This window comes from Arthrobacter sp. Hb9-2 (assembly GCF_059091165.1).
Window position 1 is genome coordinate 174,291 of record NZ_JBNHGJ010000003.1, and the last position, 22,961, is coordinate 197,251.

At 65.9% G+C, this 22,961-nt stretch carries 22 protein-coding genes; 12 read left to right on the forward strand and 10 right to left on the reverse strand.

The genetic code is table 11. The features are described 5' to 3' along the window. The first annotated feature begins 14 nt into the window (after positions 1 to 14). The gene (locus tag AC5RV1_RS03665) at positions 15 to 566 is read left to right on the forward strand and encodes a dihydrofolate reductase family protein (RefSeq protein WP_493993568.1); all 552 of its coding nucleotides are present in this window, start codon (positions 15 to 17) and stop codon (positions 564 to 566) included. Here the strand turns inward: AC5RV1_RS03665 and mmuM are convergent. Then, complete coding sequence (mmuM, locus tag AC5RV1_RS03670) at positions 563 to 1,543, reverse strand: homocysteine S-methyltransferase (protein WP_493993569.1); 981 nt, start codon at positions 1,541 to 1,543, stop codon at positions 563 to 565. The genes AC5RV1_RS03665 and mmuM overlap by 4 nt on opposite strands. A gap of 98 nt (positions 1,544 to 1,641) precedes the next feature. On the opposite strand from mmuM, the gene AC5RV1_RS03675 reads away from it, so the two are divergent. The 3 genes from AC5RV1_RS03675 to AC5RV1_RS03685 are packed head-to-tail and all read left to right on the forward strand — an operon-like array spanning position 1,642 to position 3,661. Beyond that, positions 1,642 to 2,085: a hypothetical protein gene (locus tag AC5RV1_RS03675; RefSeq protein WP_493947529.1), complete on the forward strand. Its 444-nt coding sequence runs from the start codon at positions 1,642 to 1,644 to the stop codon at positions 2,083 to 2,085. Further along, a complete protein-coding gene (locus AC5RV1_RS03680) occupies positions 2,082 to 2,834 on the forward strand; it encodes a cyclase family protein (protein ID WP_493993570.1) in 753 nt (250 codons plus the stop codon). The genes AC5RV1_RS03675 and AC5RV1_RS03680 overlap by 4 nt, the downstream gene beginning before the upstream one ends. Positions 2,835 to 2,893: 59 nt before the next feature. Continuing rightward, positions 2,894 to 3,661 carry an IclR family transcriptional regulator gene (locus AC5RV1_RS03685; RefSeq protein WP_493993571.1) on the forward strand — a complete coding sequence of 256 codons (768 nt, stop codon included), beginning with the start codon at positions 2,894 to 2,896 and terminating at the stop codon, positions 3,659 to 3,661. Here the strand turns inward: AC5RV1_RS03685 and AC5RV1_RS03690 are convergent. From AC5RV1_RS03690 to AC5RV1_RS03700, 3 genes are all read right to left on the reverse strand, one after another. Then, on the reverse strand, positions 3,658 to 4,419 hold the full coding sequence (locus AC5RV1_RS03690) for an IclR family transcriptional regulator (protein ID WP_493993614.1): 762 nt from the start codon (positions 4,417 to 4,419) through the stop codon (positions 3,658 to 3,660). The genes AC5RV1_RS03685 and AC5RV1_RS03690 overlap by 4 nt on opposite strands. Positions 4,420 to 4,604: 185 nt before the next feature. Further along, positions 4,605 to 6,044: an amino acid permease gene (locus tag AC5RV1_RS03695; protein WP_493993572.1), complete on the reverse strand. Its 1,440-nt coding sequence runs from the start codon at positions 6,042 to 6,044 to the stop codon at positions 4,605 to 4,607. A 206-nt stretch (positions 6,045 to 6,250) separates the two neighbouring features. Beyond that, entirely contained in the window at positions 6,251 to 9,217 is a 2,967-nt protein-coding gene (locus tag AC5RV1_RS03700; RefSeq protein WP_493993573.1) for an AfsR/SARP family transcriptional regulator, read from the reverse strand. A gap of 516 nt (positions 9,218 to 9,733) precedes the next feature. Between AC5RV1_RS03700 and AC5RV1_RS03705 the strand changes: the two genes are divergently transcribed. Then, positions 9,734 to 9,949 (forward strand): hypothetical protein, encoded by a 216-nt coding sequence (locus tag AC5RV1_RS03705; protein ID WP_493993574.1) that lies wholly within the window; start codon positions 9,734 to 9,736, stop codon positions 9,947 to 9,949. Positions 9,950 to 9,952: 3 nt separating this feature from the next. Here AC5RV1_RS03705 and AC5RV1_RS03710 read toward each other — a convergent pair whose 3' ends face one another. Continuing rightward, positions 9,953 to 11,365: an aminotransferase-like domain-containing protein gene (locus AC5RV1_RS03710; protein ID WP_493993575.1), complete on the reverse strand. Its 1,413-nt coding sequence runs from the start codon at positions 11,363 to 11,365 to the stop codon at positions 9,953 to 9,955. Here AC5RV1_RS03710 and AC5RV1_RS03715 point away from each other — a divergent pair. Both AC5RV1_RS03715 and AC5RV1_RS03720 read left to right on the forward strand, forming a co-directional pair. Next, positions 11,364 to 12,344: a DMT family transporter gene (locus AC5RV1_RS03715; protein WP_493993576.1), complete on the forward strand. Its 981-nt coding sequence runs from the start codon at positions 11,364 to 11,366 to the stop codon at positions 12,342 to 12,344. The genes AC5RV1_RS03710 and AC5RV1_RS03715 overlap by 2 nt on opposite strands. 4 nt (positions 12,345 to 12,348) lie before the next feature. After that, complete coding sequence (locus tag AC5RV1_RS03720; RefSeq protein ID WP_493993577.1) at positions 12,349 to 12,966, forward strand: FMN-binding negative transcriptional regulator; 618 nt, start codon at positions 12,349 to 12,351, stop codon at positions 12,964 to 12,966. Between the two features lie 109 nt (positions 12,967 to 13,075). Here the strand turns inward: AC5RV1_RS03720 and AC5RV1_RS03725 are convergent, their stop codons facing one another. Beyond that, complete coding sequence (locus AC5RV1_RS03725; protein WP_493993578.1) at positions 13,076 to 13,900, reverse strand: SDR family NAD(P)-dependent oxidoreductase; 825 nt, start codon at positions 13,898 to 13,900, stop codon at positions 13,076 to 13,078. A gap of 144 nt (positions 13,901 to 14,044) precedes the next feature. Here AC5RV1_RS03725 and AC5RV1_RS03730 point away from each other — a divergent pair, with 144 nt between their 5' ends. Both AC5RV1_RS03730 and AC5RV1_RS03735 read left to right on the forward strand, forming a co-directional pair. Further along, complete coding sequence (locus AC5RV1_RS03730) at positions 14,045 to 14,428, forward strand: TfoX/Sxy family protein (RefSeq protein ID WP_493947539.1); 384 nt, start codon at positions 14,045 to 14,047, stop codon at positions 14,426 to 14,428. A gap of 88 nt (positions 14,429 to 14,516) precedes the next feature. Next, a complete protein-coding gene (locus AC5RV1_RS03735; protein WP_493993579.1) occupies positions 14,517 to 16,100 on the forward strand; it encodes an alkaline phosphatase D family protein in 1,584 nt (527 codons plus the stop codon). Positions 16,101 to 16,182: 82 nt separating this feature from the next. Here AC5RV1_RS03735 and AC5RV1_RS03740 read toward each other — a convergent pair whose 3' ends face one another. Both AC5RV1_RS03740 and AC5RV1_RS03745 read right to left on the reverse strand, forming a co-directional pair. Then, positions 16,183 to 17,586: a GntP family permease gene (locus AC5RV1_RS03740; protein WP_493993580.1), complete on the reverse strand. Its 1,404-nt coding sequence runs from the start codon at positions 17,584 to 17,586 to the stop codon at positions 16,183 to 16,185. A gap of 50 nt (positions 17,587 to 17,636) precedes the next feature. Then, positions 17,637 to 18,173 carry a gluconokinase gene (locus tag AC5RV1_RS03745; protein ID WP_493993581.1) on the reverse strand — a complete coding sequence of 179 codons (537 nt, stop codon included), beginning with the start codon at positions 18,171 to 18,173 and terminating at the stop codon, positions 17,637 to 17,639. A gap of 192 nt (positions 18,174 to 18,365) precedes the next feature. Between AC5RV1_RS03745 and AC5RV1_RS03750 the strand changes: the two genes are divergently transcribed. After that, positions 18,366 to 19,100, forward strand: a complete 735-nt coding sequence (locus AC5RV1_RS03750; RefSeq protein WP_256246281.1) for a FadR/GntR family transcriptional regulator — start codon at positions 18,366 to 18,368, stop codon at positions 19,098 to 19,100. A 126-nt stretch (positions 19,101 to 19,226) separates the two neighbouring features. Here AC5RV1_RS03750 and AC5RV1_RS03755 read toward each other — a convergent pair whose 3' ends face one another. Further along, positions 19,227 to 19,394, reverse strand: coding sequence for a hypothetical protein (locus AC5RV1_RS03755; protein WP_493947543.1), 168 nt, complete (start codon positions 19,392 to 19,394; stop codon positions 19,227 to 19,229). A gap of 115 nt (positions 19,395 to 19,509) precedes the next feature. Here AC5RV1_RS03755 and AC5RV1_RS03760 point away from each other — a divergent pair, with 115 nt between their 5' ends. Then, positions 19,510 to 21,312, forward strand: coding sequence for an AfsR/SARP family transcriptional regulator (locus tag AC5RV1_RS03760; protein ID WP_493993582.1), 1,803 nt, complete (start codon positions 19,510 to 19,512; stop codon positions 21,310 to 21,312). A gap of 99 nt (positions 21,313 to 21,411) precedes the next feature. Here the strand turns inward: AC5RV1_RS03760 and AC5RV1_RS03765 are convergent, their stop codons facing one another. Continuing rightward, positions 21,412 to 21,615, reverse strand: coding sequence for a cold-shock protein (locus AC5RV1_RS03765; protein WP_066274236.1), 204 nt, complete (start codon positions 21,613 to 21,615; stop codon positions 21,412 to 21,414). Positions 21,616 to 21,941: 326 nt separating this feature from the next. Between AC5RV1_RS03765 and AC5RV1_RS03770 the strand changes: the two genes are divergently transcribed. Further along, positions 21,942 to 22,748, forward strand: a complete 807-nt coding sequence (locus AC5RV1_RS03770) for an alpha/beta fold hydrolase (protein ID WP_493993583.1) — start codon at positions 21,942 to 21,944, stop codon at positions 22,746 to 22,748. Positions 22,749 to 22,961: the final 213 nt, after the last annotated feature.

Below are 22,961 nucleotides of genomic sequence, written 5' to 3' on the forward strand. Positions count from 1 at the left end.
ACCTGGAGGTTCCCATGCGTAAAGTCACAGCCGGTCTGTTCCATTCCGTGGACGGCGTGGTGTCGGATCCTTACAAGTTCCAGTTCGACAGCTTTGATGATGAACTCGGCGTGGGCCTGACCCGGATGATGGAAACTGTGGACTCCGTGGTGCTGGGCCGTGTGAGCTACCAGGAATGGGCGGGCTACTGGCCCAACGCCTCCGTGGACGAGGACTTTGCAGGCTTCATCAATCCCGTGGAGAAGTTTGTGGCTTCCCGGACGCTGAAGGAACCGCTGGAGTGGCAGAATTCGCAGCTGATGGACGCCCCGCTGGAAGAGTTCGTGGCCAAGTTAAAGGCGCGCGACGGCGGTGAGATCGCCGTGTGCGGCAGCATCTCGGTCACGCGGCAGCTGTTATTCGCCGGGCTGCTGGATTCCCTCACACTGATGACGCACCCCGTGGTGGCCGGCAGCGGCCGCCGCCTCTTCGAGGACGGCGACCCGATGACCCGGTTGGTGCTGCAGGACCAGTACCGGACCAGCAAGGGCAACGTGATCAGCGTTTACGGGCGGCTTGAGGGCTAAGCGCCCCGGATGGCAGCTGCGACGGCGGCAATATCGCCGGGCGTCGTCCGGCAGCAACCACCGATGATGCGGGCACCGGCTCCACGCCATGCTGCGGTCCCCGCGGCGATGCTGCGTGGCTGGGCAACGTTGCCTGCGGCGGGACCGGACCCGGTGCTTCCCGTTGTTGCGGCAGGTGCCCAGGTTTTCGTGACGGCATCGTAGGTCTCGCCGGAGTTGGGATACGCCAGCAACGGCTTGTCAGTGGCCTGGCGCAGCGCTGCGAGCGCAGGCGTCACAAGCTGCAGCGGCACGCAGTTCACGCCGATCGCGGCAACCAAGGGCTGCGCGCCCAGGAGTCCGGCCACGGCTGTCAGCGAGGTGCCGTCACTGATGTGCCTGCCATCCCGTAGCGAGAAGGAGAACCAGGACTCGACGTCGTACTCCCGGGTGAGTGCAAGCAGCGCCTCAGCCTCGGGAAATGACGGCTGGGTTTCGCATGCGAGGAAGTCCACGCCGGCTTCCACCAATGCGGCAATGCGGGGACGATGGAAGTCCCGGAATTCACCCGGCGTCAGGGCGTAGTCCCCGCGGTATTCGGAGCCGTCGGCAAGGTACGCACCGTACGGGCCGACGGAGCCGGCAATGAGCAATGGTCCGGCGTCGGGGTTAGCGGCAAGGTGCTCCTGGCGGGCTTCGTCCGCCAGCCGCACCGACAACGCCACGAGCTCCAGCGCCTCCTGCTCCCCCATCCCCCGCGCGGCAAACCCCTGGGGCGTGGCCTGGTAGCTGGCGGTCGTTGCAATCCTGGCACCGGCAGCAAAATAGTCGCGGTGGACATCCTTGATCAGGTGCGGCTGCTCGAGCAGGACCTTGGCCGACCACAAGGGATCATCCAGGTTGCAGCCGCGGGCCTCGAGCTCGGTGGCCAGGGCGCCGTCCGCGGGCAGGTACCCGTCGGTTTCCAGCAGGGATGACAGGACCGCATTTGAAGGCATTCAATCATAATACGCATTTTCTTATGCTTGTAATGATTATTTCTTTCTGTCACGATGGCAGGCAACCGTCAGCCCGGCGGGAGGAAAGAGGACAGGCCTTGAACGTTCAACTGCACCCGGTACGCAAGCTGCGCGTGCACTGGCCCATCAGCGGCACCACCTTTGCACAGCTCGCCAAAGGCAAGGCGAGTGCCTTCCGGGACGATCCGGGCATCGCCCATCTGCTCCAGGCCCTGACGCAGTTCCGGGAGCTGGGCGACTTTGGCAACTACAAGCACGTGTTCGAATCCGGCCTGGGTTTCGAAGGGTTCACGACGGCCGAGGGCGCCAACCCCACGCTGGGACGCGTAGGCGAGCAGACCCTGTCGCCAACCTTCGTATTCACCACCTACTTTGATGCCTCGCTGGAGGACGCCGCCGTCGAACGCTTTATGCGCCAGATCGTGGAGATCCACCCTTGGGAAGTGCCTGTCATCGAACTCACCGGACCCATCAGCGTTTCCAGCAGTGCACTGGTGCCCCAAGGAGCTGCTGCATCATGACAGACGCCGCCACCGTTTCCCTCTGGGAGAGCCTGCACTCAGTCCTCGCGGGCAGGCAATTTGTCGACCTGACGCACGCCTTCCACCCCGGCCAGCCACACTTCGGGGCCTTCCCGGATGAGGAACGCGAAGCACTCTTCGACCTCGAGAAGGGTGACGGGTTCACCGCCCACCGGTACACGATCGTTGGCCAGTGGGGAACACACGTGGACCCGCCCTCCCATTTCATCCGCGGCGGCAGGACCCTGGACCAGATCCCGGTGGAAGAGATGATCCTTCCGCTGGTGGTCCTGGACATCACCTCGCGGGTGGCCGGCAACCCTGATGCCACCCCCACCCTGCAGGACGTGCAGGACTGGGAAAGCCGGAACGGTACCATCCCGGCGGGCGCTTTCGTGGCCCTGCGCACCGGCTGGAGCAACCGCTGGCCGGACCCGGACGCCATGGCCAACCGGGACAAGGACGGGTTGAGCCACACGCCAGGCTGGTCCTTCGAGGTGCTGTCCTTCCTGGTCAACGAGCGGTCAGTTGCAGCCGTAGGCCACGAGCAGACGGATACAGACCCCGGCCTCGCCACCTCCCGCCAGGACTTCAGCCTGGAAACCTACGTCCTGGAGCAGGACCGCTGGCAGATTGAACTGTTGGCCAACCTGGACGGGCTTCCGGAATCCGGGGCCGCCGTCATCGCAACCTGGGCCAAGCCGCTGGGCGGCAGCGGTTTCCCGGCGCGGGTGTTTGCCATCTGCTGAACCGGCACGGCACGAGTGCCGGCGCAGTGCCAGGAAAGCCGTCCACTAGACTCGACTCCATGCCTAAAACCTCCAGCATGGGCCGCGGCATCATGGCCGTCCTTGCTGTTGGCGCACGCCACGCAGCGGGACACCCCGGCGGAACAGTGGCTGACGTCGCCTTGGAGCTGGGCAAGGACCGCAGCCAAGTGTCACGCAACCTGCGCAGCGGCGAGCAGGAGGGATTCCTCAGCCGGACCAGCCAGCGCACCTACACCCTGGACTGGTCCATCTTCACCGACGCGCAACTGCTGACGGAACGCCGCTTACACTCCGACGGCGGGACCGCCCTGGACACGCTGGCCCGTGAAAGCGACGAGGCGTGCTTCCTCGGGGTCCTCCATGGCGACAGCACAGTGACCATCGGCGAAAGCGTTCCCCCCAGCAGCAACCTCGTTGGCTCCTGGCTGGGCCGGCCCTACCCCGCCTACTGCAGCGACGCCGGCCAGGCAGTCCTGTGGGAGGCGTCGGAGGCAGAAGTGCGCACCGTGTTCGCGGATGTGGATTTCGTCCGCCACGGCCCGAACACGCCAACCGGCGTGAACGACTTCCTGGCACGCCGCGAAGCCGCCCGCGCACGGGGTTACACAATCGTGGACGAGGAGGCCGAACCGGGCCTCTACTCGCTGGCCGTCCCCATCAGGGACTTCAAGGGCGACGTGGTGGCGGCGCTGCAGATTGTCGGCATCAAGGAGCGGCTGGAGCCTCGCCGGGACGCGTGCGCGGCCGCGCTGGTGGCCCAGGGCAAGTGGCTCGAACAAAGGCTCGGCTACCAGCTGCAGGACTAGGCCCGGAAGGCTCCGAGCCGTTCCGCAGCCTGGCCAAGCACGGCCGCGAAAGAGCGTGCATTGGACCCGATCTGGGCACGGCTTCCCAGCACGCTGAGTGAAGCAATGATTGCGCCGCCCGCGTCCCGCACAGGCACCGCGAGTTCCGCCACCTCGTGCTCAAATTCCTCGACGGCGGCGATGAACCCTGCGGCGTGGTCCCGCGTCATCAGGTCCCACACCTTGTCCGTGGAGTGGGCAGCACCCGGGCCCCCGATGCCGACGTAGTTCACACCGGCCAACAGGGCATCGAGGGCTGAGCGGTCGTGGTCCCACAGCAGGGCCCGGCCGGCACCGGTGCACCAGACGGGAGTCACCATGCCCGGTTTCACAAAGCTTCCGGGAACGGCGTCGTTGCTCGAGCTCCGGAGCATGACCACGCGGTAGCCGTCGCGGACCGAGAGCCGCGCCCGCAGTCCGAGTGAGGCCACCAGCGCCTCGAGTTCGGTTCCAGCGTCCCGGACCCAGCCGGTGTTCAAGGACGCGGCCAGGCTGAAGAAGCGGTTACCGCTCCGGAACGGGCCGCGGTCCACCCGCTCCAGCAGCCCGAGGTCGCACAGTTCCTGGGTCAGCCGGGAGACGCGGCTTTGGTCCATTTCCAGCTCGGCAGCCAGCTGCGAAACACCCAGCAGCTGCCGGCCCCGTTTTTCCCGGTCGGCCACCAGCCGCACAATCCGCAGGCCCTGCGCCATTGATGACGCCTCACCGGACGAATCCACGCTCATTGCCCCTCCCCGCCGAAAACCTCGCCCTATTCTTCCACGGCACCCACCCCGCAAAGGCGCGGCAGGAAGGGCGCCGGAAAGAACGACGGCGGCCGTTCTGGAAGGTGCGTGACGCCGCCAACCCCGGCTGGCGCCGTCGTCCGCTCCCGTTACTTGGCGGACAGTTACGTGGCGGACAGCTACTTGGCAGGCACAGCCTTGCGGCCGTGCCGGAAGTGGAACCAGATGTAGCAGGCGGCCACAAACGGGATGCCGAAGTAGAGCGCGGCGGCCTGGGCGGGGTCCAGGGCGATGCCGATCAGGGAGACCACGCAGAGCGAGAACGCCAGGATGGGCACCAGCGGGAACAGCGGTGCTCTGTAGGCGAGGGCGGACACATCGCCGCCGTTGCGGACGAAGGCGCGGCGGTGGAAGAAGTGCGAGGCGGTGATGGACATCCACACACCCACCACGGCGAAGCCGGCCACCGAGACCAGCACCAGGTAGACCGTTTCCGGGGCAACCACGCTGCTGATCAGCGACGCGACGCCGCCCACCATGCTCACCGAGAGCGCGATCAACGGGATGCCGCCGCGGGTCAGTTTTTTGAAGGCGCGGGGTGCGTGGCCTTCGTCGGCCAAGGAGTAGAGCATCCGGGCGCAGGAGAAGAGGCCGCTGTTGCCGGCGGACAGGAGCGCGGTGATGATCACGAAGTTCATGATGTCGGCGGCGAACGGGAGGCCGATGGCGGAGAAGACTGTCACGAACGGGCTCTCGTCCAGGCCCACCTCGCTGTACGGGATGGTGGCGGCGATGACGGCAATAGCGCCGACGAAGAAGATGAGCAGGCGGATCACGGTGGTGCGCATGGCCTTGGGGATGCTGGTGGCGGGGTCCTTGGTTTCGCCTGCCGCGACGCCGATCAGTTCGGAGCCGGAGAAGGCGTAGAAGACCGCGAGCACCGTGACCAGGACGCCGGTGAAGCCGTTGGGGAACAGGCCGGCCTCGGTGGCGAAGTTCTCGAACAGGAACGGGTGCTCTCCCCCGCCGCTGAGCGGGCGGAAACCGAACAGGGCAGCGCCGCCCAGGACGATAAGGCCGATAATGGCTGCCACCTTCACGATGGCGAACCAAAACTCGGACTCGCCGAAGAACTTGGAGGAGACGGCGTTGAAGCCAAAGAGCACCGCGGCGAAGACCAGGCACCAGATCCAGACGTCGACGTCCGGGAACCACCGCTGCATCAACAATCCGGAGGCGGTGAATTCCGAGCCGATGGCCACCGCCCAGCAGAGCCAGTACAGCCAGGCGGTGGCGAAACCGGTGGCGGGGCCGATGGAACGGGCGGCGTAGATGTGGAACGCGCCGGACACCGGGTAGGCGATGGCCAATTCACCCAGGCAGGCCATCACCAGGTACACCACGAAGGCGCCCACCAGGTAGGCGATCACGGCGCCGAGCGGTCCGGCCTGCGAGATGGTGTAGCCGGAGCTCAGGAACAGGCCGGAGCCGATGACGCCGCCCATGGCGATCATCACCAAGTGGCGAGGGCCCATGGAACGGCGAAGTCCGGACTCTACTTGTTGCGTTGCCGGGCTGGCCGACTGCTCATCCAGCGTGAGCGGTGCTGAGGGTTCCACGGGCGTCTCCAATGTGGGGGTCGATCGGTGTGATGGGGCGCGTGCAGTCCCCCTGGTCCCGCTCCCGGGAAACGAAGAAATGCACGTCGGCAGTGCCGAAAGTAGCACGCCCGCCGAATTTCCAGTCATCAAAGACATAAAGCCATGCTTATATTGCACGCTGTTACGGGGTGGAGCGAGGATCGCACGCGTGGTCTTCTCGATATTTACGCCCAGGGGGCAGAATTTTCGTCGCTTGCTGCGGTGGGAGGAGCTGATGGGGGTGTATTCCCGGAGGTGCTGGAGACGTTGTGCGGGCGCGCGCTTTGGAGCACCTCGTTGGCTGCCTGCGTCACGTTGAGTGCACTTCCACCAGCCCAGGCAAGGCCGAACCGGATGGGGCCGGCTTCCGCCCGGGCCCTATTGATGATGGCATCCACTCGTCGTCGTTCTTCCTGGTCCAGCGACAGACCGTGGCTTATGCGGTATGAGTCCGCCGCGGCGAGGAGCCGGATGGCAGGCTCGTAGCGATTCTGCGAAGTGTAAACGCCGGCCAATGAGTCGAGGACACCGACCATGGTGCCCTGCACCCCAAGCTGGTTGGCAGTACCAACCGCTTCGAGCAGCAGGCGCTCGGCGCTGTCATAGTCCCCGGCCTGCTCCATGCTCTCCGCAAGGTTGGTGAGCACCATGCCGAGGAGCCAACGATCCCCAAGCGGCCGGGTTAGCTCGACACACAGTTGCGAAAGTTCAAGTGCCCGCGGGTAATTGCCCGCAAAGTAGGCCGAGCGCGAAAGCACCACTAGCGCGCCAACCCTGACCCGGCGGCTGACGCCCGAATAGGACAGGGCTTCCTCCGCGAGCCGCTCGGCACTAGTGAAATCACCACTTTGTGCGTCCTGCACGGCCAGGCACGCCGTGCTCCAAGCCATGCCTTGGCCGTTACCGGATTCTTCGAACGCTTCGAGGGCCCGGCGGTGAAGGTGGGCCGCCTGGTCAAACCGGCCCAGCGTCCAGGTCAGGGTAGCCGCGCCGCTCAGCGCCGGCGCCCGAAGCTCAGGTGCTGCATTCGGCGTGGCCTCCACGAGCGTTGCTGCTGTTTGCTGCTGTTCGCTGACGTCTCCCGTGAGCTCCCAGTAGTGCCAGAGTTCTCCGATCAGGCGAAGAGCAAGTTCCGTTGAACCATCGGGTCCCGCCGCCCAACGCAGTGCCGCCCGGAGGTCGAGGGCGTCGGTGTGAAGTGTCCGGAAAGCGTCGACCTGATCCTCTCCCCACAACTGCGGGCCGACTGCCTCCGCGAGGGCAAGGTAGTGCTCGGCATGCCGGCGCCTGATTTTGGATTCCTCCGGGAGCAGTGCGAGCCGGTCCCGCGCAAATTCGCGGATCGACTGGAGCAGGGACACACGTTCCCGCCCTGCGTCGTCGGTGTAGCGCCGCAGCAGGCTGTGACCCGCGAGCGCAGACAAAAGGACTTCTGTGGATGTTTTGTCAGGTGCGGTTAGGCCACAAACTGCGTGAATCGCCGTCACCGTGGGATCCCCGGCGAAAACGCCGAGTCGGTCGAAGACCAGGCGTTCAGGGTCCGGGAGCAGTCCGTAACTCCATTCCATCGTGGCGGTGAGCGTCCGCTGCCGATCCGGAAGGTCCCGGAAGGTGTCGGGCAACGCGGCCAGGCTGACCTCCAAATCGTCCAGGAGGTCGCGCTCAGTGAGGCGGCGCAGTTGGGCTGCGGCCAGTTCGAGAGCCAGGGGAAGGCCGTCTAAACGCTGGCACAGCCGAGTTATTACGGCGGCATTGTCATCGTTGACGTCGAACTGGGGGCGAACTGCCCGTCCACGGTTTAGGAATAGCTTCACCGCCGGCACGGCGCGTAGTAGGCGCGGTGGCAGCGGCGGGTCGACTGGCGGCACTTCAAGCGGTGCCAGCTCAAATTCGTACTCGGGACGGAGCCCGAGGCGCCGCCGGCTGGTGGTCAGGATCCGCAAATCAGGAGCGGCGGTCAGCATGTCCAGCACCACCGGCCACGCGTCCTCCAGATGCTCGAAATTGTCCAGAACCAGAAGCAGCCGGCGTGTCTGCAGGAAGCGGGAAGCTATTTTCAGCGGATCCTCGCCGGCACTCGCCTCCAGTCCGAGTGTCGCCACGATAGCGCCGGGCACTTGCTGAACCCGGGTGAGTGGGGCCAGATTAACCCAGCCCACGCCGTCGGCCATGCGCTCGCCCAGCCGGGCAGCAGCCGCCAAAGCCAAGCGGGTCTTCCCCGTTCCTCCCGCACCCGTCACCGTCACCAGCCGGCAACCCTCAGATCGGTACAGCGAACACACCTCCCCCAGTTCGGCCTCCCGCCCTACCAGCGGAGTAAGGGCAGCAGGCAGGTTGTCGATGCGCTGCCGGGTCCGGTGATGTCCGTTAGCGGCCGGAGCACCGAGTGACGGGTCCTGTTGGAGCACCAGTCTTTCAAGCTCCTGCAGATGATCGCCGGGATCAATACCAAGTTCCGTTGCGAGGGTTTTCCGCGCCTCCCGGCACGCTGCCAGGGCATCTGCTTGCCGGTCTGCACGGTACAGCGCGAGCGCGAGCGATGCCCATAGCCGTTCCCGGAAGGGATGCTCCGCGACCAGCCGCTGCACCTCCCCCACCACAGCGGTATGCCTGCCCAACGCGAGTTCGATGTCGAAGAGATCCTGGTACGCGTCCAGCCGTGCTTCTTCCAGCGCGTCCAGGTCCGGTGCCAGCAGCTCGATGTCGGCAAGGTCAGGGAAGGCCGGCCCTTTGAACAGGTCCAGTGCCTGACGCAGCCGGCCCGCACCTTCAGCCAGCTTGCCGTCCTGCACCGCCTGTTCACCGATCGCAACGTACTGGCGGAACTGGAGCAGGTCGAGTTCATCGTCCGCAACTGCCAGCAGATAGCCGCCCGGCCTGCTTGCAAGTCGATGGGAGGCGGAGCCTTTAGGCCGGCCCGGTTCCAGCAAGCCCCGCAAATTGGCCGCATAAACCTGCAGCTGCGGTAGCGGATGCGCGGGCGGCTGCCCGGCCCAAACAGCCTCGGCCAGGAAGTCGGTGCTGACATTGGCGTTCGGACGCAGCGCCAGGCATTCGAGGACGATCCGCAGTTTCCTGCTGGTCACCGGAACCGTTGCGCCGTCGGCTATGACCTCCAACGGACCCAGAGCCCTGATCCACAGTGCGCCCATCCCCGAGCACCCCTCACCGACCGGCTGCCGAAGCAGGCCAAGCCCGCCCCGCAGAACCCTCGACCAGCGACCCCTAGCGCCCGCCCTTCACCCGCAATGTGCCCCTGTGGGCAACATCAACCCCATCATGCTCCTGGCTCCAAGGATGGTCCAGAGTTCCAACGCAAATTGAGGGCGGCTTAAGCCCCTGGAGTCAATCTTGAGCCACTCATCCGAGTACATCTGAAAGGAAGATCCCATGAAAACCAGCAGCATCACCCGAGCACTCGCCCCGGCTGCATTGGCTGCAGCCGCCCTCGTCGCCCCCGCGCCAGCGGCCGTTGCGGCGGCTACCCCAGGGCCGATTGAGGGCTCATTTAGCGTGCCCTGCCGGGCTTCAAGGTAGTCCTCAGCGCGGACGGTAAGGTCGGGGTCGTTGCGCTGCCCGGCGATCGGGAGAAAATCATCTGGCCCGGGTTGAGTATTACTGTCACAGACAATTCAGGTGAATCGATAACGTATACCGGCGCTTCCGGCGTGACCCATATCCAATACCTGGCCGATGGCAGCCAGTTCGTCACCGCGACCGGGCCCAACGTCATCACTGTTCCAAGGGCCAACGGACATCCCGCGGGGGTCTACTTCACTACCGGAAACGTCAGCTGGACCCTCGACCGCAGGGGAAGGGAAGTCGGTGGAATGTTCACGGGGAACGGAACGGTCACTGACGTCTGCGCAGAACTTGCCAACTGACACCTAAGCCAGGTTCCGCTCCAGCATCTGGCCGATAATCCGGGCGCCCTCGGGGAAGGCGCCCGGATTCGTCCCTGAATAGTTGAGCCGGATAAATGGACCCGCCGGTTCGGCTGGGAACCACTCGTTTCCCGCAGCGATGATTACGCCCGCGGTTTCACAATCCCGGGTGAGCCGCTCAAGGTTGGTTCCGTCGGGCAGACGTACCCACAGGTTCAGGCCGCCCTTCGGCACCTGCACGATGTGCGCTGCCGGGGCGTGCTCGCGCAGGCTGGTGACCAGCAGGTCGCGGCGGGACTCCAGCTGGTGCCGCAGGCTGCGCAGGTGCGTCTGCCAGCCGGGCTGCGTGACGACGTCGAGCGCTGCCGCCTGCAGCAGACCGCTGACGTACATCGATTCGGCTGCGCGGTCGGCAAGAATGCGCTCACGGGCCGGACCCCGGGCGATCAGTGCGGCCACCCTGATGGACGTGGACACACTCTTGGTCAGCGAGCGCAGGTACACCACGTGCCCGGAGTCGTCGCGGGAAGCGACAGGAACGGGGTTGGAGCTGATGCCGAAATCGTGCGCCCAGTCGTCCTCCACCAGGAAAGCTCCCTGCGCACGCACCACGTCGAGGACTTGGTCGCGCTTCTCAGCCGGCCACTGCGCGCCAGTTGGATTGGCGTAGTTGGGCTGGGCATAGAACACCCTTGCTCCGGTCTCCTCAAACGCACGTGTCAATTCCGCCGGGTCCGGCCCGTCCGGGCCCGTGGGCACCGGGACAACGTGCACTCCTGCCTGCGCCGCGGCAAGGATCGCTCCCCAGTAGGTGGGCGATTCCAGCAGGAGCGGCTGGCCCCTGCCCACCAGGGCACTGAAGATCGAACTCAGTCCGCTTTGGCTTCCGGGGAGTACGACGACGTCGCTTGGGTTGGGCGGTGTGGTGCCGGCGGGCGTCGACGCGCCAAGTTCGTGGGCGAACCACGACTGCAGTTCCGGCATGCCCGCGGCCGGCGGCCGCGACAGCGCTGCGTCCCCCCGGGCGGCCCGGGTAAGGGCGGCCCGCACGAGCCGCCCTGGCAGCAGTTCACGCGCCGGGTAGCCGGAATGGAACGAGATGGCATTGAGCGGCACGTCCCGCATGGTTGATGAAGCGGGCGGGAGCGCCGCCAGCGGTGAGCGCAGGGCCGCCGTTTGCCAGCCGTAATCCGACGGCTTCGCAGTCCTGGCGGCACGCACGAACGTCCCCACACCGGGCCTGCTCTCGATGAGGCCCTGCGCAGTGAGTGTCTGCAGCGCCTTCTGCACCGTCACGGGGCTGGCCTGGTATTCGGCCACCAGGGAACGGGTGGACGGCAGTTTCGCGCCGGGCGCGGCTGCAGCCATCCACAATTTCAGGTGCGCCACGATCCGGGAACTGCTATCGTTGTTCATGAAGGACAATAGTAGCGCTACTCGTTCGAAGCGCACAGTGATACCGCTTTCGCAGCCCTCCGGATGGTGGCTGGGCCTTCTTGGCGTCGCGGCATTCTCCTTCACGGTTCCGTTCACCAAGGTGGCTGTTGCCAGCCTGTCGCCGCTGTTCATCGGCTCGGGCCGGGCGGTAGTAGCGGCAGTGCTGGCGGGCGCCGCCCTGGCACTTACCCGGCAGCGGCTCCCCCGCGGGATGCATTGGGCACGTCTCGCCGTGGTGGCGGGCGGCGTCGTCGTCGGCTTTCCGCTACTGACGTCCTTTGCCCTGACCAGCACGCCGGCAAGCCACGGCGCCGTGGTCATAGCGCTGCTCCCCGCCGCAACGGCTACCGCGGCTGTTCTCCGCGGGCGCGAGCGTCCCCCGTTCGCGTTCTGGCTTATCACCGCCGTGGGCGCCGTTGCGGCGATCGTCTTCGGTTCCCTGCAGTCCGGCGGCCTCGGCCAGCTGCACTGGGCGGACCTGTTGCTGCTGGGTTCCGTACTGGCCGCGGCGATCGGCTACGCGGAGGGCGGCCTGCTGGCCCGTGAGCTCGGCGCCTGGCAGACCATTGCCTGGGCCCTGGTCCTGGCTTCGCCGTTGATGCTGGTCCTGGCCGCGCTCTCCGTCGCCGCGCAGCCACCGTCCGCCTCCCCGGCGCAGTGGGCGGCCTTCGCCTATCTCGGCGTGGTGAGCATGTTCCTTGGCTTCTTCGCCTGGTACCGCGGCCTGGCGATTGGCCCTATCGCCCAGGTCAGCCAGATCCAGCTCGTCCAGCCAGTGCTCAGCCTCTGCTGGGCAGCCCTCCTGCTGGGAGAAACGCTGACCTGGGCCACCATCGTCGGCGGCCTCGCTGTCATCCTCTGCGCAGGCGCCGCAGTTCGGGTGCGTCTCAAGCCTGCCCCGGCGCCGCCAATCCAGCTTCTTCATTGCACCACATCCCTTCAGCCCGCAAAGGACTAGCACCATGTACACCCCAGCCCATTTCGCAGCCGACCCTGAAACTGTCGGCGGCCTGCTTACCCGGCCCGGCGCCCTTAACCTGGTCACCATGACGGAGCAGGGCCTGCTGGCAACGCTCCTGCCGTTTGTCTTCGACCCCGACGCCGGCGAGCACGGCGCGCTGCAGGGGCACCTCGCCCGGAACAACATCCAGTGGTCCGAACCGGCCGTCGGGGAAGCACTGGCCATCATTCAGGGCGCAGACGCGTACGTGTCACCCTCCTGGTACGCCTCGAAAGCTGAGCACGGCCGCGTTGTGCCAACGTGGAACTACACCACCGCCCACGTCTACGGGCGGCTGGTGATCCATGACGATCCTGCATGGCTGGAGCGTCAGGTACGGCGGCTCACCGGCGTGCACGAAAGCGAATTTGAGCATCCGTGGAGCGTGGACGATGCACCTGAGCGCTTTGTCGCCGGCCAACTGCGGGCAATCGTGGGCGTTGAACTGGTGATCACCAGGATCGAAGCGAAGGCCAAGTTGAGCCAGAACCGGCCCGAAGCGGACGTTGACGGGGTGGTTGCCGGGTTATCAGCCCGGGGCCACGCGGAGGTTGCCGCCGACGTCGAGCGCGTCCGCTGACGGAGCTGCGTAACTCTTAGGCGCCGGCTCACACGCGAACGCCCGGTATGGAGCGGGTTGTGCGGGCAAGGAAGTCTAGGAGTTACGCATTCCGGTCAGCCCAGCAGCGTCAGGAAGAAGCCCGGACCAGCTCTTCGCTCTTCTCCCACAACCCGCGCGCCAGTTCGGCATCGTAGGCCTGGGGGTTGGCTTTGGACATGGCGCGCTTGGCGTAGAAGGCCCCGGAGAACCAGTCCCTGCCCGGGGTGCCGTTGATAAGCCACAGCATTGTGTCGGCGCCCTGGTCCGGGGTGAGCATGAACCTGTTGAGCAGGGTCTTGTACGCGTGGCGGAAGGGGCTGGTGGACTCCGCGGCAAAGTTGGTGCGGACCACGCCCGGGTGGAACGCCGCCGTCGTAATGCCCTGGTCCCTGTAACGGCGGTCCAGCTCGGCGGTGAACAGGATGTTGGCCAGCTTGCCGGTGCCATAGGCGCGGTTGGTGGAGTAGCTGCGTTCGGCGGCGAGGTCCGAGAGGTCCAGCCGGCCAAAGCCGTTGGCGGCGCTGGACGTGTTGATCACCTTCGCGTGGCTGGCAACGAGCGTGTCCATCAGCAGGCTGGTGAGCAGGAACGGCGCCAGGTGGTTGATCTGGAACGTGGATTCGTTGCCGTCCACAGTGAGGGCGCGCTTGCCCATGATGCCGCCGGCGTTGTTGGCCAGGACGTCGATGCGCGGGTAGTCGGACTTCAGCTGGGCGGCAAGGGTGCGAACTTGCGCGAGCTCCGAGAAGTCGCTGACGAAGTAGTCGGCGTTGAGCTCCTTGGCGACGGCGCGGGTCTTCTCTTCGGAACGGCCGACGACGACCACCTGCTCCCCTGCCTTAACCAGTGTCCGCGCGGCTGCTGCGCCGATGCCGTCGCTGGCGCCGGTGATCACGATGGTGCGAGAGGTCAAGGAGTGTCCTTTGGTCGATGGAACGTCAGGCGTGAAGCTGGAGCACGCCGCCTCTGGCACAACGACGCCGGCAGGCCAAGTGTTCCCTGCCGCCCCTGCCACGGCATATCCTGCAGACACCAGCCGAGCCGAGGGAGGACCGTCATGGAGATGCCAAAAGCGACGGACGGGGACAAAGAACGCTTCAGGTCCCTGGTTCCGGACCGCCCGGACGTTGTGGTCAAGCCAATGTTCGGGAACCTCGGCGCCTTTGTGAACGGCAACATGTTCGCCGGACTTTTCGGGCCTACCATCGGCGTCAAACTGTCTCCCGGGGACCGGCAGGAACTCGAAAGCGCGGAGCGGACGGTCCCTTTCGGCCCAGCGGAGCGCCCGATGGGCGGCTACACCGGGCTCCCGGAGATGTGGAACGAGGAGGGCGACGGCGACGACGCCCGGGCGAAAGCCTGGATCCACAAAGCCTTGGAGTACGTGGCGGGGCTGCCGCCAAAGGAACCTAAGGCTCCGAAAGCCCGGGCAGCGAAGTAGTAGCGCAAGACAACTGCTGTCACGCAGTTTACCGCTCATTCATATCTTGGTCAGAGCCTGTCCAACCGGCCTCCCTACGGTCGAGGGCATGGACAACATCTCACGCAGATCCCTGATTTCCGCCGGCCTCGGGGCCGGCTTGGTCGCCGCCCTGCCGGGTGCCGCCGTCGCCACCTCCATCGCGGACGACGCCGGCCTCCGCACTGATCCGTTCCTGCTCGGCATCGCGTCCGGCGAGCCGTGGCCGGACGGCTTCGTGATCTGGACCCGCCTTGCCTTGGATCCTTTGGCCGAGGACGGCCTGGGCGGCATGCCCTCGCGGCAGGTACCCGTCGCCTGGGAAGTCGCAGAAGACGCCACCATGCGCACCGTAGTAGCCCGCGGCGTCGAACACGCCCGGATCGAAACCGCCCACTCCGTGCACGTTGAGCTGAAGGGCCTGAAGCCCGGCCGCGAATATTTCTACCGGTTCCGCAGCGGCCGCCACATCAGCCAGGTGGGCCGCACGCTGACCGCCCCGGCACCGCACGAGACGCCGGCCGCGCTGGCCATGGCGTTCGCAAGCTGCTCCCAGTACGAGCACGGCTACTTCACGGCCTACAGCCGCCTGGCCCAGGACCACCCGGACCTGGTCCTGCACCTGGGCGACTACCTCTATGAATACAAAAAGGACAGCTATGTGATCGGCGGCGGCAACCCGCGCGACCACCAGGGCCCGGAGACCAGCACGCTGCAGGGTTACCGGCAGCGGCACGCCCAGTACAAGTCCGACGCCGACCTGCAGGCGGCGCACGCGATCGCGCCGTGGCTGGTGGTCTGGGATGACCACGAGGTGGACAACAACTGGGCTGACGAGGTCCCGGAGAACCGGGACGCCGGCCAGCTCAATGACACCACGGAGCGCTTCCGGCAGCGCCGGGCGGCAGCCTTCCAGGCGTACTACGAGAACATGCCGCTGCGTGCCTCGTCAGTTCCCGCCGGGTTCGACATGAAGATCTACCGCACCATCCAGTGGGGCCAGCTGGCCAACTTCCACATGATGGACACCCGGCAGTACCGCGACGACCAGCTCGCCGGCGACGGCTGGAAGAAGAACGTGGCGGACCGCCTCGCTGAGAACCGCACCATCACCGGCGCCGAGCAGGAGAAGTGGCTGCTGGACGGGTTCAAGAACTCCACCCAGCACTGGGACATCCTGGGCCAGCAGGTGTTCTTCGCTGAGCGGGACCGCGCCCAGGCCCTGGACGTGGACGACGTCTCGATGGACGGCTGGGACGGGTACGCCGCCTCCCGCCGCCGCATCACCCAGGGCTGGCTGGACGCGAAGGTGCGCAACGCCGTCGTACTGACCGGCGACGTGCACCGCAACTGGGCAAACGACCTCAAGGTGGACTACAAGGACCCCGCGTCGCCGGTGGTGGGTTCGGAACTGGTGTGCACGTCCATCACGTCCACCGGCAACGGCACGGGCGCCACCACGGACCCGACCATGGCCTGGAACCCGCACCTGAAGTTCTACAACGATTCGCGCGGGTACGTGAACACCAGGATCACCAAGGATGCGATGACCGCGGACTTCCGGGTGCTTGACTACGTCACGACGCCGGGCTCCCCGGTCAGCACAAAGGCCTCGTTCCGGATCCAGGACGGAGTGCCCGGGCTGCAGGCGTAACTGGCCCCCCTCTTAAAATAGGTAGCGCCAGGTGTCGTTTTGGAGGTTCAAAACGACACCTGGCGCTACTAGTTGGGGGAAGCTAACCCGCCAGGCCGGCGAGCAGGAAGATCACGGCGGCGATGGCGAAGCCCATCACGCCGATGAGGGTTTCCATCACGGTCCAGGTCTTCAGTGTGGTCTTGACGTCCATACCGAAGAAACGGCCCACCAGCCAGAAGCCGGAGTCGTTGACGTGGGAAACCACCACGGAGCCGGCGGCCACGGCGATGACCAGGGCGGCCACCTGCATGCCGTTCAGGCCGGCCAGCGATACGGCCGGAGCGATCAGTCCCGCGGTGGTGGTGAGGGCCACGGTGGCGGAGCCCTGGGCGATGCGCAGGATGGCCGAGATCAGGAAGCCGGCCAGGATGAGCGGGATGCCCAGGTTGCCCAGGACGTCGGCCAGTGCGGCGCCGATTCCGGAAGCGCGCAGGACGCCGCCGAACATGCCGCCGGCACCGGTGATCAGGATGACAGAACAGACCGGGCCCAGGGAGGATTCGAGCAGTTTCTCCAGCGCGCCGGCGTCCTTGCCGCGCTTGGCGCCCAGGACGAACATGGCCACGATCACCGCGATCAGCAGCGCCACCGGCGTTTCACCGATAGTGCGCAGGACCTGGAACCACTGCTCATCCTTGACGGCCTCGCTCAGCACGCCGGAGGAGGCCAGCGTGTTCAGTCCGGTGTTCATGAAGATCAGGACCAGCGGCAGGAGCAGCAGCCCCACGATGGTGCGGAAGCGCGGCGGGTGGGACTCGGCGTCGGCCGTTGCATGGCCCAGCAGTTCCGGCACGGGCAGGACGAGCTTCCTGCCGGTGTAGAGGCCGAAGAGGTAGGCGGTGACGTACCAGGTGGGGATGGCAACGATGAGGCCGGCGATGGTTACGAGGCCGACGTTGGCCTCAAAAAAGGCGGACGCGGATACCGGGCCCGGGTGCGGCGGCAGGAAGATGTGCATCACGGAGAAGGCGCCGGCGGCGGGCAGGCCGTAGCGGAGCACACCCCCGCCCAGGCGGTGGGCGACGGCGAAGACGACGGGCAGCATGACCACCAGGCCGGCGTCGAAGAAGATGGGGAAGCCGAAGATCAGCGAGGCAAGGCCAAGGGCGAAGGGGGCGCGCTTCTCGCCGAAGATGCCGATGAGGTAGTCGGCCAGGACTTTGGCGCCGCCGCTGGTTTCGACGATGCGGCCAAGCATGGCGCCCAGGCCCACGAGGAGTGCCACGGTGCCCAGGGTTGTGCCGAAGCCGTTAATCAGTACGGGCACCACCTGGTTGGCGGGGATGCCGGTGGCGAAGGCGGTTGCCAGGCTGATGACGATCAGGGCGAGCAACGCGTGCATGCGCAGCTTGATGATCAGGAACAGCAGCGCGACGATTGCGGCCGCAGCGATGAGCAGCAGTGGGCCTGCACCCATCGTTTGAGTCCATCCTTCGATGGTCATGGTTCTCCTTTGAAACAGAGTTTTGTTGGGGCTTGGTGAGTCGTAAGTGTTTAGGACGCCTGGCCGGCGGAAAGCTTCAGCGAGGCGATGATGGTTCTAACCAGTTCTTCCGGGGACTTGGAGATGTCCAGGCGGAGGCTTCCGGCCGCCAGTTCGTCGTCGCTGAGCGGTTCCAGGGTTGCCAGCTGGCTGGGCAGGAGCGTGGGCGGCATAAAGTGGCCCTCGCGGCCCTGCATGCGCTGGCCAATCAGGTCCGCTTCGCCGTGGAGGTGCAGGAACAGGACGCGGCCCTCCGCCTGGGCAAGCAGCTGCCGGTAGCTCTGCTTGAGGGCGGAGCAGGTCAGCACGGTGCTCTTGCCGGCCTTGGCCTGGGCGGTCATCCAGTTCTGGATCTCCTGCAGCCAGGGCCAGCGGTCCTCATCCTGCAGGGGAATGCCCTGGCTCATTTTCTGGATGTTGGACTGCGGGTGGAACTCGTCGGCTTCGGCACAGGCCCAGCCCAGCTGCTGGGAAAGAGCTGCCGCAATGGTGGACTTGCCGGACCCGGCAACCCCCATCACCACCAGGTGAGTGGCTGGATACTGCATGTTTTACCTCCGAAGAAGACGCCGTTGGCTTAGTGAAGAAAGCTCATCGCGCATCCCACAAGGAGGTGCGCTTGGAATAAGGTAGCACCTTTTAGCACCATAGATACTATCTTTAGGTGTCACAAGTCATACCAATTGCTTTCTTTTCGATAAGCTGGGGGCGCGCGCAGGCGCAGAGGAAGGCAGGAAAAGATGTCGACGGCGACACCACAGGACGCGGACAACGCGCACGACGGCGGGGCCTCCCCTGCCATGCATGAACGCGTTTTGGAGGCGGTCGGCGTTGCCATTGCTTCCGGCGAATTACCTCCCGGGAGCCGGCTCACCCTGGAGGGGATCCAGCAGGAGTACGGCATTTCCCGGACCGTGGCCCGTGACACCATGAAGGTCCTCGAGTCCATGAACCTGGTGTACTCGCGCAGGCGGGTGGGCATCGTGGTGCAGGAGCGCCGGCTCTGGAATGTCTTTGACCCCAAGCTCGTGCGCTGGCGGCTCGCCTCGGACCGGCGCGAGATCCAGTACAGCAGCCTCACGGAGCTGCGCATCGCCGTCGAACCTATTGCTGCTGCCGGCGCCGCGCGCCGGGCGAGCGCCGCAGAGCGGGCGAAGCTGACGTCGCTCGCTGCCGACCTGCGCCGGCTCGGCGAGGCCGGGGAGCTTGAGGCATTCCTGGCGGCGGACATCGAATTCCATTGCCTGCTGCTGGAAAGCTGCGGCAATGAAATGTTCCTTGCGCTGGAAGGCATGGTGGCCGAGGTGCTCACCAGCCGCACCAAGCAGGGGCTGATGCCCTTCAAGCCGCGGAACGAGGCACTGCAGGCGCACGAGGATGTTGCCGCTGCGGTCGCTGGCGGGGACGCTGTTGCTGCCGAGAACGCGATGCACCACATCCTCGATGAGGTGCGGAACGCGATGGGGCTGCACTAGCCAACGCAAGAAACAGGGCCGGTCGGTGACCGGCCCTGCTTCTTGCCAGGTGCTTGGCTGCAGCCGGCAGATGAGCCGACTACCCGCCGTCGTACGCGCGATGCCTAGACCTGCCGAACACAACATTCACAGCAGCGATGCGTAGGGCTCACTGGGAAGGTTGCCTGCCGACCACGGCTTGGTGGAGCGGAGGTCGTGCGTGTGTGCCCGGTGTTTCCGGCCGTCAGTCAGGACGGTGCAAACGGTAAAGATGAGAACCCAGAGAACAAATAGCAGCAAGCCGATCAGTTCCATTGTTGTGCCTCTTGTGAGTGTGGCGGATTTGGTGATTTGAGTGTGTGCGGCCGGCGTGTGAACAAGCGTGTGAACGCCGCAGACGCCGGGAGCGGCCGGCGGTACCATGAGCCGTATGGCCGAGAATTGGATTCGGCTCCTCGGTCCCCCTGCCATCGAGTCACCCGGCACAACCCACCTGCAGCCCAGAGGCCGCAAGGCCTGGGCAGTGCTTGCGTACCTCGCGTTGCAGGCCGATGGCACCGGCAGGTCCCGCACGGCGTCGCTGCTGTTTCCGGATGCCGCCGATCCCCTCGGCGCCTTGCGCTGGAATTTGTCCGAGCTGCGGCGCTCCCTCGACGGTGTAAGGGTGGCCGGCGATCCTTTGCGGCTGGAGCTGCCGCCGCCATGGCGCTGCGATGCCCTGGAAATGGTGGACTCAGCCGCGAATCCCGCCCTGGAGCCCCGCAGCTTCACCGGCCAGTTGCTTGAGGGCTTGTCCTTCGCAGACTGCCCCGTCTTCGATTCGTGGCTGGCTGACCAGCGTTACCGCCTCGATAACGTGGTCCAGTCACTGCTCTACGAGGCAGCGCTGGCAGCTCTTGCTTCCGGCGCTCCCGGGGAGGCCGCGGAACTGGCAACCCTGGCGTTGGAGAGAAATCCCTTCCACGCAGACAGCAACGCCGTCCTGGTCAAGGCGCTCGTGGCTTTGGGAGAGCACCGCCGGGCCCGTGAGCACGTCATCAGGTCCGGCGACCTCTACCGGCAGGAGCTCGGCCTGCCGCTGCCCTCGGAAATCCGGCGGGCACTCTCCGCAGCGGCCCCGGAAGCAGATCCGGGAGTGCCGGCCACCGAAGCCACCGTGCGCTCCTATCTCGATGCCGGCGGTTCGTCGCTGTGGGCGGGGGCCGTGGATCGGGGGCTTGAACAGCTGCGGCTCGCAGTAGTGCTGGCCCAGCGCACCGGCAACAGCCACCTGCTGGCCGAGGCCCTGGTGACGTTGTCCGCGGCGCTGATCCACCAGGCGGGCGGCCGCGGCGCCGAGGTGGCGGATTTCCTGCACCGCGCGCTGCAGGCGGAAGGGCCCGACGGCGCCTCCCGGACTGCCGCTGCCGCATACCGCGAACTGGGCTACCTGTCCGTGCAGCGGGGTGTGCCGGACCGCGCTGCCGGCTGGCTGGACCGGGCGATGCTGGCGGCGGAGGGATTCCCCGATGAACAGGCAAGAGTCCTGGCAATCCAGGGCATGTTGGCCTCAGACACCGCACGGTACGGGAACGCCGTGACCGCGCTGACGGAGTCCGGAAACCTGGCCAGGGCTCTGGGAAACCGCCGGCAGCAGGCGTTCAGCGAGGCGCTGCTGGGCCGCGTTCGGTTGCTCCGCGGGGAGCTGGAGCAGGCGGCCGACTCCCTGGACCGGGCACTGGTCTGGATCGCGGAGGAACACTGGACGGCCTTCGAGCCGTTTGTGGCGGGGGTGCGGGGAGAGACCTACCTCGCCGCCGGGCAGCTGGAGCAGGCAGCGGCCATGATTGACCGGTCCTGGGTGATGGCTGATTTGGCCGGGGACCACTGCTACATGGCCTTGGCAGCCGGCGCCGAGGCGCGGCTGTTCATGGAGCACGGCGATCTCACCGCTGCCGAGCACTGGATAGACCGGGGCCTCGAACCCAAGCCGTGGTACCTCTGGTATTCGGCCCGGCTGTTGGATACGGCGGCGGAAGTATCCATTGCCAGCCGGTCACCGCGAGCCGCTGCTTTCGTGGAGCGGCTGGCAGAGTTGGCGAGCCGCAGCGGGATGCGGGAGTTCGTGGTGCGGGGGCAGTCCCATCGGGCCATGCTCGGTGACGAAGCGGCAGCACAGGCAGTTCCCTGGCTGGCGAAGGAGATTGATAACCCTGCGCTGGCGGCGTTCCTGGCGCAACGGCACCACGGCTGAGCCGGAAGCAGCACACTCGGGTTAACAAAAAGCAGGGCCGGTCAGTGACCGGCCCTGCTTTCAAAAATTGAAACCCTTAGGCCCCAGTTTCTCTAGAAATTAGAGGGACTGGATGTTTACGGCCTGGGGACCCTTGGGGCCCTGCTCGGTTTCGAAGGAGACCTTCTGGTTCTCTTCGAGTGAGCGGAAGCCGGAGGAAGCGATCGCAGAGTAGTGTGCGAAAACGTCCTGTGAGGAGTCATCGGGGGAAATGAAGCCGAAGCCCTTTTCAGCGTTAAACCATTTGACGGTACCAGTAGCCATTATTTTTGTCCTTCGTGAAGGTGGAGGAAAAGTCCCGACTTTCGGGTCCTCCGGTGTGGGGTGTTCAAAACCGCTACTTCAGAAGAACGGGGACTTTCGACCCCGCGTACTGCCTGAACTACCAACTGCATAAACACAACAACAGGATCAACTCTACAGGAGATTTGGAGCACCAATTACCACCGGCTTCAGCCGGCACATCCTGCCACAAGATTCAGCCTGTCATTCCCCGGGCGAAGTGCGGAGCAGACCGTTCCTTTCGGGGGCTCACGCGGCCTCACCACGGGGGCTGTCAGGAACAACCGGACCGGGCGTAGGGTTCGTCTATGGATCGGATTCGAACCATTCTGCTTCCGGGCTCTATTCTCCCGGCCCAGCCAGCGTATGAGGCTCTGATTGAAGCCCTGGGACCCGAGGTTCAGGCCGTCGCCAAGGACCTGGAGCTCTATGGGGGCGACGAGCCTCCGCCGGGCTGGAGCCTGGACACAGAGATTGACGGCGTACTGCGCCAAGCCGACGCCCTCGGTTGGGAGACATTCCACCTGGTGGGATACTCCGGTGGCGGCTCAGCCGCCCTGGCATTCGCCGCCAAGCACCCTGACAGGCTGCTCAGCCTGGCGCTGCTTGAGCCCGCCTGGGCCGGGAACTGGGACTGGAGCCCCGGGCACACGGAGCTCTGGAAGAAGTACGAGCAGCTCGAAGCACTCCCTCCGGACCAGTTCCTGCCCGCCTTCATAAGGCTGGGAGTCAAGCCCGACGCCGTCCTTCCGCCACCGCCGCCCGGCCCCCCGCCGCCGTGGATGGCGAAACGGCCCGCGGGCATCAAAGCCTTCCTGCGGTCCTTCAAGGACTACGACTTGGAGAGGGAGCGGCTGGCAGCGTTTCCGCGGCCCGTGTTCTACGCTCTGGGCGGCCTGAGCAACCCGGATGCCTACGGCGAGATTGCCAGCCGGCTGGCAAGGGTGTTCTTCCCGGACTTCCATCTGGAGGTGTTCCCCAAGCGCCACCACTTCGATCCCCCGCACAGGATCGAGCCTGGGCGGCTGGCGGAGTTGCTCCGGCGGCACTGGGAGCAAGTGGAAGCCGGCAAGGCGGCCGGCCCTGCCGCGGTCCCCCTGCAAGGGTCGCAGTGAGCCGTCGCAGTCCAAGTCCGGGCTGGGGCGGCTGACGGCGGATGAGGCAAGACTTACGGCGGCACGTTCCGTATGCCGCCGGCCCGCTCTTCAAATTGCTCCAGAAATTACCCATCCGAAGTGCGATATCGCCCGAATAGCTGGCATAACCCCTTGGGGTTGGCAGGCATACCCACCTGATCCAGACACACATATCGCATTCAGGAGATCACC